Origin of the sequence: Bradyrhizobium sp. ARR65 (assembly GCF_000472385.1) — a bacterium.
Lineage (GTDB): Bacteria > Pseudomonadota > Alphaproteobacteria > Rhizobiales > Xanthobacteraceae > Bradyrhizobium.
This window is the reverse complement of the sequence record NZ_AWZU01000045.1, coordinates 1-15,602: the sequence shown is the minus strand read 5'-3', so window position 1 is coordinate 15,602 and position 15,602 is coordinate 1. Positions and strand designations below refer to the sequence as shown.

The 15,602-nt window shown below is 56.7% G+C and carries 9 protein-coding genes and 2 pseudogenes; 9 read left to right on the top strand and 2 right to left on the bottom strand.

Translation table 11 applies throughout. The annotated features are described in order from the left end of the window. Positions 1 to 71: 71 nt before the first annotated feature. Both F758_RS0133490 and F758_RS46765 read right to left on the bottom strand, forming a co-directional pair. Complete coding sequence (locus F758_RS0133490) at positions 72 to 3,812, bottom strand: glycosyltransferase (protein WP_024511968.1); 3,741 nt, start codon at positions 3,810 to 3,812, stop codon at positions 72 to 74. 60 nt (positions 3,813 to 3,872) lie between these two features. After that, positions 3,873 to 5,309, bottom strand: coding sequence for an FkbM family methyltransferase (locus tag F758_RS46765; protein WP_024511967.1), 1,437 nt, complete (start codon positions 5,307 to 5,309; stop codon positions 3,873 to 3,875). Positions 5,310 to 5,815: 506 nt separating this feature from the next. Here F758_RS46765 and F758_RS46760 point away from each other — a divergent pair. From F758_RS46760 to F758_RS48385, 9 genes and pseudogenes are all read left to right on the top strand, one after another. Further along, positions 5,816 to 8,200, top strand: coding sequence for a glycosyltransferase (locus F758_RS46760; RefSeq protein ID WP_157450257.1), 2,385 nt, complete (start codon positions 5,816 to 5,818; stop codon positions 8,198 to 8,200). 1 nt (position 8,201) lies between these two features. Further along, positions 8,202 to 9,344: a glycosyltransferase gene (locus tag F758_RS0133475; protein ID WP_024511965.1), complete on the top strand. Its 1,143-nt coding sequence runs from the start codon at positions 8,202 to 8,204 to the stop codon at positions 9,342 to 9,344. Positions 9,345 to 9,372: 28 nt separating this feature from the next. After that, positions 9,373 to 10,329, top strand: a complete 957-nt coding sequence (locus F758_RS45135; protein WP_035724004.1) for a GDP-L-fucose synthase family protein — start codon at positions 9,373 to 9,375, stop codon at positions 10,327 to 10,329. Between the two features lie 237 nt (positions 10,330 to 10,566). Then, positions 10,567 to 10,950, top strand: a complete 384-nt coding sequence (locus tag F758_RS52215) for a hypothetical protein (protein WP_024511963.1) — start codon at positions 10,567 to 10,569, stop codon at positions 10,948 to 10,950. 693 nt (positions 10,951 to 11,643) lie between these two features. Continuing rightward, positions 11,644 to 12,606, top strand: a complete 963-nt coding sequence (locus tag F758_RS0133455; protein ID WP_349543703.1) for a GDP-L-fucose synthase family protein — start codon at positions 11,644 to 11,646, stop codon at positions 12,604 to 12,606. 443 nt (positions 12,607 to 13,049) lie between these two features. Next, the gene (gene tnpA, locus F758_RS48395; RefSeq protein ID WP_084305839.1) at positions 13,050 to 13,469 is read left to right on the top strand and encodes an IS66-like element accessory protein TnpA; all 420 of its coding nucleotides are present in this window, start codon (positions 13,050 to 13,052) and stop codon (positions 13,467 to 13,469) included. Continuing rightward, positions 13,463 to 13,768 (top strand): annotated as a pseudogene (gene tnpB, locus F758_RS53490) (IS66 family insertion sequence element accessory protein TnpB); the annotation flags it as partial. The gene tnpA and the pseudogene tnpB, both read left to right, overlap by 7 nt. A 93-nt stretch (positions 13,769 to 13,861) precedes the next feature. Continuing rightward, positions 13,862 to 15,257, top strand: a pseudogene (gene tnpC, locus F758_RS45125) (IS66 family transposase); the annotation flags it as partial. 70 nt (positions 15,258 to 15,327) lie between these two features. Then, positions 15,328 to 15,602, top strand: a 275-nt coding sequence (locus F758_RS48385; protein WP_157450256.1) for a helix-turn-helix domain-containing protein, incomplete at its 3' end; no start/stop codon positions are given.

The following is a 15,602-nucleotide window of genomic DNA, read 5'->3' as shown; positions in this document are numbered from 1 at the left end:
ACCTTTTACCTGGTTCACCTTCGAATTCGCCACCCACCATAGTCGGTGTCCATGCTATCGGAAGTTTGCACTCATTTCATAGGACTTAGCAGCGTCGGGCTAGTAACAGGCCTTTTTGGGTGCCATACCTTGTAGTTTTGGTTGCTGAAGATAAATTCGCACAGCTCGTTGTAGCAGTTGTCCCAGCTCGGCGGCGGCTCCAAATGTGTCGGCCGCGGCGTGAAACCATTAGCTGCCCAGCGCCTTAGTTCGGCTGCGAGTTCATGCGGATCGTCGCCGGAGAAATAACGTGCTTGGTCGCCCGCTATCTCGCGGAATATCGGCAAGTCGCGCGCGAGGACCGGCAGGCCGGCACGCAAGGCCTCGGCGATCGCTAAGCCGCAACTTGCGCGTTTCGACGCCATAAGGAGCCCAGCGCCCAGGTCATAAAGCGCCCGCAGCTCAGCGTCTTCGCAGCACTGGAGCCAGTGCAGCCGATCGCCAAGTTCGGACGAGTTCTGGAGTAGGCCGGCGAACGTCTCTGTGTTCCAGCCCTGCTTACCGATGATAATCAGCCCGAGATCCTCTCCAGCCTTCCACAAGCTCTTGAACGCCGCCAGGACCTGCGAATGACCTCTACCATTCTCCAAGGTGCCTACCATGACAACGGTGGGTCGCTTGCGCGCGCTATTGAGCGCGGTGAGGGTCTCCAGGGAAACATTCCTTGCCGAGTCCTGCGCATGGAAATCCCCACCAGGGCGAACGAGGCCAATCGGCAGCGGCATCTCGCGCAGTCCGGCCTCCGTATCAAGCCATGCAATAACCTCATCGGCGGCGACACAAGAGGTGCAAAGGGCAGCGTCAGCAATACGGACCATCCGTCGGTACCACTCAGCCGCGCGTTCGGCTGCGCCCGTCGGGAACAGATCCGGGTGGCGCAACGGCAATAAGCTGTGGACCAGAATAACAATTCGAAGGCCTCCCAGTCGTAAACGCCGCAGTTCATCGAACTCCGCCGCCGTCAGTTCTGGATTCACATCGATGCATAGCAAAATATCGCCCGCTCGAACGTCCACAGGCACTTCCGCCAAATTCAGTGACGCATGTCCCAGCATTGCGAGGGGCACCGTATAAGTGTAGCGGAGCCGGCCATCACGGATGCGAACCGCCTCGCCCCTCCAGCCTTCAGGTGGCGCTTCGAGGGCTCGGTAGGCAATCTCGCGCACCAGTCGCTGACCACCCGAAGAATGATCACCACGCACCAGTCTGGACATATCGACCAATAGGCGCGGCCGACCGCCGCCCCTCCAAGGCGATGAGAAATTACGGGCAACGGCTTGCGAGGCAATGGACACGCTGTTCGGCACACCGGCCACTGCCCGCACGTCGGCTAGCATGCTCTGCGCTACGACCGGGACATCGTGCTTCGCATAGGCTTGCTCGATCGCGTCAACGTAGCGCGGTGCAATCCTCTCCGGCACAAGTTCTTTTAGCGCGTATCCGCGGCCTGCGGCCCCAAGCGAGGTCCGTTTGGTCGGATCCTTGTGCAGGTCGACTAATGCCGACGCAATGTCGGTGGCGTCGGCATCATGAGGTAATCCGAGAAGGACATCATCGGGTAGTTCGGCCGCCGACCCGTAGCGATTGGCGATCAGCGGAAGCCCAGCCATTAACGCATCGGCAAGGGCAGCCGAGGTTTCGCCGCGTGAGTTGATGCGCCACTGAATCGCTACGTCAGCCGCAGCCAGCCATGTGTCCAATTCCTCGCGCTTAACCCAGTCAGTGAACTCAATACCGGGTACCGAATTTACCCAATCGCCCAACTCTTCTCGCATATCCTGAGCGATACCGCCAACAAAAACCAACTTTCCGGAGATACCCGCCTTCTGCCAAGCTTCGATGAGCAGCGCCGGGCATTTTGGCCGTGCAACGTAACCGAAGCTGCAAACCACGAACGTATCATCGGACAGCCCAAGCGCTGTCCTTGCTGCATCTCGGTTCGGTCGATCGCGATCGGCTCGGACAAGTGGGATAACAGCGATGTTGCGTGTCGCCTCTGACCCGAAATGCTGTTCGAGAAGCTCAACACCATGGCGAGAGTGCTGGATCACGCCGATTGAGTTCTGCAACACAGTGAGAGAGCACGGGTATCGACGCAGCGCAGCATCCCGCCCATGCTCGGCATCAAAGCGCAATGCCGGATAACCGTGGGCATGAAGTAAAATGGCGCGGAATTGGTCAGGTTGACCGTTGGTATGTTGCACCCAATTCATATAGTCGGACAAATTGGCATCGTGCAGCACCACCATTCCCGGGACACGCGGCAACAGTTCCTCGATCTGGAATCGATGGAAACTGGAATTGCCGATTTGATAGAGCACCCGCTCAAACTGATCGGCCTGATGCAAGAAGCTACCAGGCTCTAGGTGCGGAAAAGCGCCGGCTAGCCACGGGTCTTTGACATTTGTTTCGCTGACAAGCGTGATGTCATAATAGCGGGCGAGGCTCGGGAGCAACTCAGCGCTGTAATCGGAGATGCCACTCGGCTGCGGCGGCAGAGGCGACACGAAGGCTAATTTGGAACGCTTTTTGGGCGCTGGCTTAATACGCGATTCAACGGCGCGGCCAGCACGTATCTTCTCTAGTGCGTCCCAAGCACGCGCGGCCGAGGACTGCCACGTAAAACGCGCGGCTTGAACCGGTCCATACGCCGCCAACTCCTCACGGAACGCCGAGTTCTCCAGCACTTTCCGCATGCAGGCGGCCATTTCATTAGGGTCGCTGGGATCGAATGTTGCATCCTCCCGGCCGATCACTTCAGGAAGGCTGGTAGTGTTGCTTGCGATTGCCGGCGCGCCACAAGCCATCGCTTCGGCAAGTGGCAATCCGAATCCTTCGTGCAGCGACGGGAACACGAATAATGTGCAGGCTGAGTAGAGCGCGTTCAGATCTCCCTCGCGCACGAAAGGGACAATGACGAAATCCTGTGGCGAAACGTGGAGCTCTTCCGCGTTTTTCCGCAGTGTTGATGGGTCCACCTTGCCAACAATCACCAATTGGTGGCTCGCGCGCAGCGAAGCCGGCAGACGCGCATAGGCCGCGATTAACCCAGCTTCGTTCTTTCGGAGATCGCCGGCGCCGAGGAACAGAATGAAAGAGTCCCGCACGCCATATCGTTGAAGAAGATCAACCTTTTCCTGACCAGATAGTTTGGTCGGGCGGAAAGTTGGAGCGATTCCGGCCTGTACATTGAAGACTCGGTCAGGAGGAAATGCTAAGTAGCGGATCGCCTCGTGCCGACTTGACTGGGAAATGGCCAAAAGCCCGTCGCACAACAACATCTCTTGGGCGCAACGGTAATACCAACGTGCATGCCGCGTGGATTCATCCCCGAAATACTGCTTGTGGCGGACGAGTGGAATTAAATCGTAGCACGTCGCCACCACCGGCAGCAGCCGCTGATGGCGTGGCTGCAAGCTAATAACGTTTTCGTCGGCTCCCTCGAACAAGCTGGTGACGTGGACGAGATCCGGTTCCAACGACGCCAAAAATTGCATGCGCAACATTTCCGCAACATTTCGTAGCGGCGACTCTGCCGATGCAGATGCACCGCTTGGTGGATGCCATAGGCGGATATTGGAACGCGGTAGAATTCCGTCGAAAGCCGCCGCGAGTTGCTCAGCTGAATCCATGAATGCGCCGCTGAGCGCCACGATGACTTCATGCTCGCGTGCCTCTCGCGCCATGGCTATGGCAAGTTCGCGGGAATAACGGCCAATTCCGCGCGCACTGCTAACACCCTGAGCTCCCTGCAGATCGATGACGAGGCGCATCGTGTTAAATCCGAAGGATCAATGGATCATGTGAGCACGGTAGTATTGCCACTCGTCCCCTCAAAGCGTTTCCGCGTCTGCCAAGCCGCCGTTTGTGAACTGGTAGTATGCGCGAGTTTCGTCCGCACTCAGGTCTGGAATGGGCATAGAACTAACATTAGTAGAGGGAGGAAAGGACAAATCGGACGATTGCGCAGTCCATTGCCTACGTCGCTCCGCGGCGCCCTGCTCGTACGCGCGATAGCGAAGCCGCAACCAGTGCACTGGGCGAGGTGCTATGAGATATACCAGTCGCATGCTGCGGCGACCACCTGGCAACCACAGAAAAAAACGAGCACTACGATGAAAGACCCTACGTGCAAGTTCCTTATTCCAACATTGACCAATCATGCGATTGGGCGGACCGGGGAGCATGCGGCCCACAACGCGCAGTGGCGCGGTAATCCTCCAAGACGTACTGCGCCGTACCTGCGCCAATGTTTCCTCGGCGCTCCGCTTGACGTCAGCCAGCTTGACAACAAGCGCGTCTCGATGCCGCTCCGCATCGGCCAGCTTAGCGACCAGCGCGTCTCGCTGATGGCTCATGTCCCTGTACTGGCCCTGCACCTCAGCTGAAACGGCGGCAGCTTGCTGCATAGCCTCGGCGGCGCGTTGAACTGCTGCCACAGCCTCCTCTTCAATGCGGGCGGCACGTTGTTGCGTCTCCGCTAGAGTCGCAATCGTTTGTTGAACGGCGCCTGCTGCTGCGTGCACAGCTTCGGCGGCTTCAGTGCGCGCCTGCTCGGCGTGCTCCAAGCGCTCGGTCAATTCTGGCATCGTCATGAAATTATCAAAAATATTCGGCTGCACGCGAAAATGTTTTTCCAAGTCAGCCTTCATCTCATCGGCGACGTAGAAGCGGTTCAGCCCGTCAAACCAAACAAAGGAATAGCCCTGCCCGGTTAGCATTTCCTCCCAGGCAGAGTAAGATTGCTCCTGAGATTGCGGTAACGTCGCCTCGGCTAGTACAATCCAAGGGCGGAACGCCGCAAAATCGGCACCGGCCAGGACCTCGCCCTCAGTGCCTTCCACGTCGATCTTAAGGAAATGAATGGCGCCCTGTGGACGATGGCGCCGGCAGATCTGAGCGAGCGTCTGAATTTCAACGACTTCCTCCACCACCTCGTATCCTCGAGCGCGGTGCGTCATCGCTATCTGCCGGTCGAAGGTGGAAAGTCCAGTGCCTACCACGTGGAAAAAGGTGAGCGACCCGGCTTCGCGACCGATACCAACGCGGAGGTTGATGTCCCGCGGTCGCGCCTTGTTCAGATCGGAAAAGTAAGTGGGGCTCGGCTCTAAATTGATACCACACCAACCTTGATCATAGAAAATCTTAGTTACGGACAAAGAGGAAGGGTCAGCCGCTCCAACATCGATATAAAAGCCATCACGCACGCTGCGCAATGCGCGCCACAGCATGATATCTTCTTGATTCTGCGCGGCAGAAGTCAGCTTCACAATCGATCCATTCGCCAACTTGAAACGGAAGTAATTTGATCAGCGGTTGTAGTACAGGCTTGGCGGGACCTCAAGTCAGCCTTGGCGCCCATCCCTACCTGGCCAAGCAAACTTCAAAACCTGCACATCCCATATTGAAGCGCCAAAAAACGCATGAGCGAATCGTGCAAGTCGATGCACAATCGAACAGGACCAATGGATTGCGTTGCGTCGGCGGCGAGCGGCGCTTCCGGGCGAATACTCTCTAACTCTGGGCGCCCCTCTGTATTGCAAACGACCCCATACGTGCAACCACTTTTCGACACTCGCGCCCGCGCTGCCGTTAGGCCGCTTCTTCTCGCGCAGCTCGAGTACTCCCGGCAGCGCGATGAGCCCCGCTGCCCTTTTTTTCGTCGCCCAGGTTGCTCCACCGAGCAATTTAGGCTCAAATTCGACCTGGAAAGGATCAAAGGGAGTCGAACTGTGGATCGGCAATTAATGCAGCGCGCTCGAGTTGGAGATCAATCGTGTCGAGCCAGCTAATTCCACGCCTAGCACTCGATATGCACGTTTTGGCGAAGGGGGTGGAAACCGGCATCTACCGCGTGTGCGATGAGCTTTTCCCGCGCTTGACCCGATCACCTCACCTTGACGTACGGTTGTTCTGCAGGGAAGGCGACGAGACAAAAGCTGCGTCTTATGTTGCAAAAAAAAACCTGACGGTGCCGCACTTCAATGCGGCAGCAGACACGACCTCAAATAATGCGGATATTCTGCTATCCCCTTTTGACGCGCCCCCGACGAGTTGGTTACTGGACCAACGATTGCTACATGCACACATTGTATACGATGTGCCCGCCCCAACTCTATCTCCTTGTGAAGACACATCTGAAATACAAAACATCGTAGACAGCCTTGATGAAGATACTGTCGTTTTTGTTGTTTCTGAATTCACAAGAAAGAACTTGCTCAGAGCCAGGCCGGATCTCAATCCGGAACGAGTTATCGTCATCCCGATTGCAGCGGGATCGTCTTTTCATCAATGCAAGGATCTGGCCGCCATTTCCGCAGTGCGCTCAAAGTACGGAATTTCCGTCGACGCTCCTTATGTCCTCAGCTTAGCAACACCAGGAACCTACGATAGCCTTATTCAAGTCATAAACGCCTTCGTCCTTTTTATGGAACAAAATCGCAAGAGCAATTTGAACCTCGTGCTTGCCGGTATTTCAGACCGGAAGTATCCGCCATTGCTAGACGCACTTACAGCCGTTCGTCACTGGAGAGATCGCATCACACTCATGGGCCTAGTGAACGATGACGATCTCGTACCTCTCTATAGTGGCGCCATGTGCTATCTGTCTCGACAAGAATTCAGTTTGCATCCACTGGACGCAATGGCCTGCGGGACTCCCGTCATTTCAGTTAACAGTTCATCTCTTGCCGAGATAGTCGGCCAAGCGGATTTGATGTTAGATACCGATGACATGCAGGGCGTCGCCAATGCGTTGCTCCAACTAGAGTCGTCTCCGCAGCTCAGGCTGGATTTAACAAAGGCCTGCTCCGAAAGGACAAGATGGTTCAATTGGGATACGTGCTCCGAGGTCATTGCGGATAGGCTTTGTAGTGCTTACGCCCGTCATTCCAAGCGGCCACACCGTCGGCGCAGTCGCCCGCTGGCTCCTGGTGTACTGGTCAGGAGTGCAATGAACGCCGATGGGGTACTGCAGGGCAATTTTTTGAACTATCAGAATGGAGCACGGGGACCGATCTTCTCGTCATCAACCAAACGGCAGAACAGGGATTGGCCGCGCTGGATGGATCGCCTGCAGCAACAGTCATGTTCGAATTTTATTGAAGGCGGCCTGCGTACTCGCGGAAGTGTCAAGAGCGGTACCGCGGATAGTCCGCTTGTGTCCTATGTCACGGTCGTGCGCAACAATACAGCGACGCTTGCCCGTACCATTGAAAGCGTGCAGAACCAAACCTATGGAAATGTCGAGCACATCGTGTTGGACGGCGCTTCCACAGACGGTACCCTCGACTTAATCCGGCAGTATGCCGATCGCATTGATTACTTTGCGTCCGAGGCAGACAGGGGCCTATATGACGCTGTTAACAAGGCCGTTCCATTAGCCAAGGGCCAACTGATTTGCATTCTGAATTCAGATGATTGGCTTGAGCCGGACGCTGCGGCGATCGCAGCGCATCGCATGAGAAGATTAGTCGACCGCGCTGCGCTCTTGCTAACTGGCGCGCACGTTCACACTCTAGACGGGGGCCTAGAGTGGTATCCTGACTTCGTGCATCCGGGCTCCTATTTTAAATGCGCAGATGATTGTCATAATGGCATCTATGCCACTCGATCGGTATATGAGAGCACCGGCCCATACGACACGACCTATAGGATAGCGGCCGACTTTAAATGGATTATGGCCAGCCTCGATGCAAAAGCAACATTTACCTACACGAGAGAGGTGACGGTCAACTACTCGATGGGCGGAGTATCGAGCGATGCTCGTCAACACAGTGTTGAATGTATGCGAGTTGTACGAGATCGATTTCCGATGCTGACCGAAGCAGAAATTTACGGCCTTTACAACTGTTTCTTCAAATATCCAGCGATACCGGATCTCACAGGTGGGGTGGCGAGCCAAACTACCTTCTTAAGGGAATTGTTTGCTAGGCACTCGTTCGATCCTGACTTCCTACAAGCACTGTCTTGGGCCAGCCTTGAAAAACTCGAAAGGCTAACTCTGGGGACATCCCAAGACCAGTCGGCACACGACGACAGCCGCCCGTATTCACCTTTGGCACCGAGCTTCAAGGATTGGGTCAAAGGCACCCTCAAAGCGCACCCACTACCGTATCGGATAGCGGCGCGGACGTATTCTTTGATCCGTAAGAGGCAGTGAAATGGCGCGCGTCGCATACGTCGATCATTCATATCACAAGACCACCAAGTCTACTGATTTCTTACCGCAAATATTGCGGAAGTACGGTCATACCGTCGACCTTTTTTGGGACGAGGCTTGGCAAGGAGGCGCTCACATCGAATGGGGGGCGGTCGCTTCCCACGATGTCGTCATTATGTTCCAATCTTATTGCCCTCCGCCCGCTGGTCTCAGTTTTCGGCAACTGCATCCGAATGTAATCTACGTCCCGATGTTAGACCAGTTCAGTCTATCGAAGGGACCGCTCTCAAATCTGGCGAGCTTCTGGGAACCATTCCAGGGCTCGAAAGTCCTGAACTTTTCAAATGCCCTACATTGCATGACAACGGCCTTTGGAATTGTCAGCCACTTTGTGCGCTACTATCCGCCAATGGTGGACTATCCCCCGGCGCCCGGACAAGGTTTACATGGCTTCTTTTGGATTAGGCGAGAGAACGAGCTACCCTGGCAGATAGTTCGGACGCTCATAGGAAATTCGCGCTTCGACAGCTTTCACATTCACTTGGCAACCGATCCGGGGACGCCGCATGCCCAATTGCCGTCAGCCGACGACGTGACGCGCCATACGATTACGACCTCCAAGTGGTTCGAGGACAAAGCCGACCTAAACGCGCGCATAGCCCGCGCAAACATCTATTTCGCGCCAAGGCTTGAAGAAGGCATTGGCCAGGCCTTCTTGGAGGCGATGGCGCGGGGGCAGTGCGTCATTGCGCCAAACCACGGAACGATGAACGAGTACATCCTACCGGGCTTGAACGGCCTGCTCTATGACATCAACAATCCCAGGCCGCTCGATTTCTCAAAGGTCGGAGAACTCGGACGTCAAGCTAAAAAGACAGCGTACGTCGGGCGCCGGCTGTGGGAAGAGGCGGAACAGGAATTACTCCAATTTGTCCTTGCCCCAAGTGAGTGCCTTTATGTGGGTCGATACCAACACCCCATCTTGACAATCTCTTCTGCGCCATCCCCGCGATTTGTGCCGGTTGACCCTGAAGGCGGAAATTCATTGATCCGCGCGCTGCGGCGTGTACTTGGTCGGTATGCCTTTGTCCGGGCAACTTGGAGAGGAGTAAGGAACTCAATCCGCTTCGCGCGCAGAATTTGACGTGGTCCGCTAGTGTGGAGAGCTCGGAATGAAAAAGGTCTTCGTCGCCGGCCATCGCGGACTTGTCGGTTCTGCTACAATTGCGGCTCTCTCGCGCTTGAAATCATATAGACTCGTCACCCGGACCCATGACGAGTTGGACCTCGTCAATCGGAATGCGACCAAGGAACTGTTCATGAAGGAACGGCCGGACTATGTCGTCATGGCCGCCGCTAAAGTGGGCGGCATACTTGCTAACGATACTTTTCCGGTAGATTTTCTTCACACTAACCTAGCAATCCAATTGAGTACATTCGAGGCGGCTCATGCGGCCGGAGTCCAACGAATGATCTTCTTGGGGTCTTCTTGCATATATCCGCGTGAGTGCCCGCAACCAATACGGGAAGATTACCTTCTCACGGGTCCCTTAGAGGCAACCAACCGCCCATATGCATTGGCGAAAATCGCAGGTGTCGAGTCCTGCTGGTCTTTCAACAGGCAGTATCGGACCCGGTATCTGGCGATAATGCCGACAAACCTGTATGGACCAGGCGACAACTATCACCCCGAGCACTCACACGTGCTGCCGGCTTTGATTCGTCGTTTCCATGAGGCTAAAGTAAATAATGCTCCATCCGTTACCGTATGGGGTACCGGCAAACCGCGCAGAGAATTCATGTTTTCGCTCGACTTGGGCGATGCCATCGCGCATCTCCTCGGCTTACCCGACGAACAGTTCAATAGGCTGACCAGTCCGAATGTCACGCCGTTGATCAATATCGGAGTGGGTCAAGATACGACGATTAGGGAGATCGCTTCTTTGATCCGATCGACTGTCGGATATGAAGGCGGGATCGAATTCGATATTTCAAAGCCGGACGGCACACCGCGCAAGCTTTTGGATACAAGCAAGATGTCGCAGCTGGGCTGGAAGGCCAAAACAAGCATCGGAGTGGGATTGACGCTCGCTTACGAGGATTTTTTGCGGAGGACCTTCGGTGATTGAAACGTCGGGGGCTCGCGCCGGTCCCAGACGCATCACGCGCCTGTGATTCCGGGCGCAATCGGGCCGTGAGCAGCTCAGCGACGCCGACGGCCAGACGAACTGTGAGCGTCACGAAAGGATCACCGATGCCCGGGGTTGACTCGCGCAGAATGCTCTGGATAGCGCGGTCGGGATGATTGACGCCGCCGGCACGCGGTGATGGGGTGATCGCGGTTCGGAGGGGCAACGGGGATCAGAATGACCAGCGAGTCGCAGCTGCGCGAGAAGCTTCGGAAGATCGAGGCGTTGTTCGGGGGTGCCGGAACTGCTGGTGAGCGCCTGGCGGCGGAAGCCCCGCTGCGGCGGGCGCGTGCCCGGGTCGAGGAACTCGCTCGCCACGATCCTCCGATCGAACAGCAATTCTCACTTCCCGACCAGTGGTCTCGGCACCTCTTTCTGGCGCTTTGCCGTCGATATGTCAATCGGCGTTTGCACTCGATGACTCAGGCATTTGGTATCGTAAATCATCTTGTGCGTTACTACCAGGAGCCAAAGGCACGGCCAGCTTCGTTTGACGGCGTCTGCGCGCTTTTTGGCTTCGCCGTGAGTGCGAAATCTCATGGTCAACGATACGAACCTTGATATCTCGCAATCACCTTGCGAGCCTCCACCTTCAGCTCGCTGTAGATCCAGGTGCCCCACCTCCCCGGCCGCCGACCAAAGCGGAAATCAATCAACATAACATAACTATTTCAAACTGGTTTGGAGACAAAGCAGAGCTCGATCAATTACTTGAAAAAGCCAATGTGTTCTTTGCCCCTCGAGCTGAAGAAGGCATCGGCAATCCTTCCTCGAGGCGTTCGCCCGCGGTCAATGCGTTGTTGCGCCCAAGAACGGCACGATGAACGAATACATAATTCCCGGGGTAAATGGGGCTACTATACGACCTTGCAAATCCTACACCACTAGATTTTAGCTCGGCCGCTGAAAATGGCATAGCTCGCAAGGAAAGCCTCGTCGATCGGGGCACTTGCGTGGACGGCATCCGAGCCACAGCTGATCGACTTTATTTTGACCCCGAGCGACAAGCTTTTTATCGGAAAGTATAAACATCCTGCGTTGGCGCGCAAAAACCCGTCCAACGTGGAGCAAATCCGGCGAAAGCTGTCTCACCGGCTTGTTCATATCTCGCGCAACTATCAGATATTTCGTGCTACGCGCGCATTTTGGTATCCTTTGGTCAGGTTCGCGCGGAACCATCTCGGCACAAAGAGCTAGCTTTAAGAAATGAAGGGCAGGCGGTAACGAGCTCATGAGAGCGGAATGGAGAGGCTGTTGACACCCAAGAAAGTATTTGTTGCCGGAGATAGTGGCCTTGTTGGATCGGCAACGCTGCACGCCCTTCGAAAGCGAGGTTGCTACGACGTAATCACTTGTCCACACGAACGACTGGATTTGGAAGATCGCCAAGCGACGTATGACTTCTTCATGCGATCTCAGCCCAACTACGTGGTGATGTGCGCCGCAAAGGTTGGTGGTATTCTCGCCAATTCCACTTATCCTGTGGATTTTCTGCATAAGAACCTGCGCATCCAACTAAATGTCTTTGACGCAGCTTACGCCAGCAACGTTGATCGGATGATTTTCCTCGGATCCTCTTGCATTTATCCGAGAGACTGCCCGCAACCGATCCGAGAAGAATATATTCTAACCGGGCCCTTGGAGTTGACTAACCGCGCATACGCTCTTGCAAAGATTTCAGGCGTTGAGGCCTGCCAGTCGTTCAATCGTCAGTTTGGCACCAACTATCTCGCATTAATGCCAACCAACCTATACGGCCCGGGGGATAATTATCACCCTCAGAACTCTCACGTCATACCGGCTCTCATTCGGCGATTTCATGCCGCCAAACAAAAGTCGGTCCCGTCTGTCGTCGTTTGGGGCTCCGGCAGGCCGCGCAGGGAATTCATGTTCTCGCTGGATCTGGGCGACGCGATCGCGCACCTTCTCGGTTTGCCCGACGAGGCATTCAAGAGGCTGACCTGCCCGGATGTTGCACCACTACTCAATATTGGAGTGGGCCAGGACATGACAATTGCGGAGATTGCTTCGTTGATCCGATCCATTGTCGGATATGAAGGCGAGATCGAATTCGACATCTCGAAGCCCGATGGTACACCGCGCAAGCTTTTGGATACAAGCAAGATGTCGCGGCTAGGGTGGAGGGCCGTAACGGGAATTAATGCAGGCTTAGCGCTCGCTTACGAAGACTTTTTGCGGAAGAGTGTCGGAAATTGAGTGTCGCGGGCTCGCGTCGATAGTAGGCGTTACCGCGTACCTAAATTACTAAAAAACCGTCCGCCATTATCGGGTAGATGGTTGGTGGCCGAGCCTCAGCTCCTAGCGAGTCTGGCGCGATCTCGCCCTTCTTCGCCTTTAGCCTTGTAGGCTGGCATTTCTTTTGGGGACGTCAATTCTGACTACTTCATTCGTAGTGTTCCGCCCCGGTCGCATCGCGGCATCGTCCACTCAGCTGCCGACGTGGTGCTGGCCTTCAACCTAATCCGGATCCCGGCGTAATCAAATTCCAACCGCGCAAGAAAGATGACAACAATATCACTCAGTCGTCGGACTTTCAGCATCTCATCTATGGTAAGCGTGGCGTTGAGGCCCTTCAGATTGTTTGTGCGGACCTCTTGGGAGCACCGTTAGAAGAGTCATCTTCGGCAAGGGTGCTCACAATGGACGACCATTCGGACGACATAAGACGACCGTCCCCACGTATTGAAGTGTATGCTGGCGCAGGTCGAAAGCGCTGGCCGGACGATTTGAAGGCACAGATTGCCGCGGAAAGCCTCGAGCCCGGCGCGATTGTCACAGATGTCGCCCGGCGCCATGGCTGTCGGCCCCAGCAGGTGCATGACTGGCGGCGTCGAGCGCGTTTGGGCCAATTGGTGCTGCCGGCTTCGGTGGACACCTTATCGTTCGTGCCTTTGGTGTCGGAATCGTCGCTACCGGCGGCTACGGAGTCCTCCGTGTCGCCGGAAGCAGCCGTTGTTACGGTCGAGCTCCAGGGGGCACGGGTAGAGGTACGTGGGACGCCTAGCCTTGCTGCGTTGAGTGATGTGTTCTTGGCGCTCCGACGGACACGTTCATGCTGACGCCACCCGCGAGCCTAATGATTTACGTGGCGACGCAACCTGTGGACTTCAGAAAGGGTGCGGATGGCTTGGCGCTCCTGGCGAAGGAGACGCTGGGCCATGACCCGATGAAGGGCGTGGCGGTGGTCTTCCGTGCGAAGCGCGCTGATCGGGTGAAGATTGTCGTCTGGGACGGCACTGGCCTTGTGCTGTATTGGAAGCGGCTCGATGGCAGCAGCTTCAAATGGCCTCCCATCGTGGCCGGCGTGATGCGGATGAACGCCGCGGAGCTGTCGGCGCTGCTGGCTGGCATGGATTGGACGCGCATGCACGCGCCTCGAATCCCGCAGCACTTGCGTAGGAAAATAGAATCTTCGCTGCATCGGGGCGCGAAGCATGGCAGACTCGGGCCAATGAGTGATTTGCCCGATGAGCTGCCGAGCGATCCAGCCGAGTTGCGCGTCTTTGCCGCAGCTCTGCTGGATCGCTGCGCCAAGCTTGAGCGGTTGCTCAAGCTTGCAAAAGATGCGCGGTTCGGTCGGTCCTCGGAAAAGCTGGACGCAGATCAGCTACAGCTTGTTCTGGAGGACATCGAAGAGGCCGTCGCGGCTCTTGAAGCAGCCGAGGATCGCGCCAATCCCAGAACCCGCGAGAAGAGAACTGCCGAGCGCAGAGCCGCCCGTGGTCAGCTTCCGGAGCATTTACCGCGCATCGTCGAAATCCTGATGCCGGCTGCAACCTGCTGCCCGTGCTGCAAAGGTGATCTCGTCGAGATTGGTCGCGATGAGAGTCAGAGGCTCGACGTCGTTCCGGTGCAATACCGAATGATCGTGACCCGCCGGCCCAAACTGGCCTGCCGCGCCTGTCACGGCGTCGTCCTCCAACACGCCGCTCCCGAGCGACTGATCAGGGGAGGACTGCCCACCGAGCGGCTCGTCGCGCATGTGATCGACGCCAAGTACCATTGGCATTTGCCGCTCTACCGCCAGGCGCAGATGCTGGCGACGCATGGTATCGCCATCGACCGTTCCACGCTCGCCCTCTGGGTCGGCTATGCCGCCCAGGAATTAAAGCCCCTGTGGCATCGTCTGCGCGAGCTTCTGCTTGCCTCCTCGAAGCTCTGTGTCGATGAGACCCCGGCACCGGTGTTGGATCCGGGGCGCGGCAGGACGAAAACCGGCTACTTCTGGGCGCTCTCGCGCGATGACAGGCCTTGGGCCGGACCTGACCCACCTGGCGTGGTTTACGCCTATGCACCTGGCCGTGGAGCCGTTCATGGCTTGCGGCTGCTTGAGGGCTATCGCGGCATCATCCACTGCGACGGCTATCGGGCTTACAAGACCATGACCCGAGAGACGCGTGCAGGCGCACTGTCCGGTACGCTCGCCTTCTGCTGGTCGCATCTGCGGCGCCAGTTTGTGAAAATCGAGCGCGAGGCTGCTCCGGCGCCGGCTCCGGTTGCCCGCGAGGCTCTCGAGCGCATCGCCCAGCTTTACGCAGTCGAGAAGGCACTCCGCGGCCGATCTGCTGCCGAGCGCAGCGCCGGCAGGCAGGCGCATGCCCGGCCTCTGGCCGCAGCCTTGAAGCAGTGGTTTGAGGCAAAGCTTGATCACCTTGCGCAGAAGAGCGACACGGCGAAGGCTTTGCGTTATGCGCTGCGTCATTGGGACGGCCTGACGCTCTACCTTGATGACGGGTATCGAGATGGACACGAATGCGGTCGAGCGTGCGATGCGGCCGATCAAGCTCAACGCCAAGAACTCCCTTTTTGCCGGTTGCGACGAGGGCGCCGAGAGTTGGGCAGTACTAGTCATTGGAACGCAAGTTCGTCACATTATGAGGGAATAAGGAGCGCTCGGAATCATGGAGGAGAGCGCTTGTGGCGAACGCAGGTATGAGAGGCCGGCCGATCGCGCCATTGATGCTGAGTGNGGAGGAGCGGGCGTNTTTGGAGAGACAAGTTCGTCGTCGCCGTGTTGCCCGCTCGTTATCTGAGCGATGTCGCGCGATCCTGCGATGTGCGGATGGATTAGCAAGTAAGTCGGTTGCCGCTGAGCTCGGCATCCACGAACATACCGTTGGTAAATGGCGCCGCCGATTTTTGAAGGACCGCTGCGATGGCCTGCTTGACGAGGCCCGCCCTGGCCGCCCCCG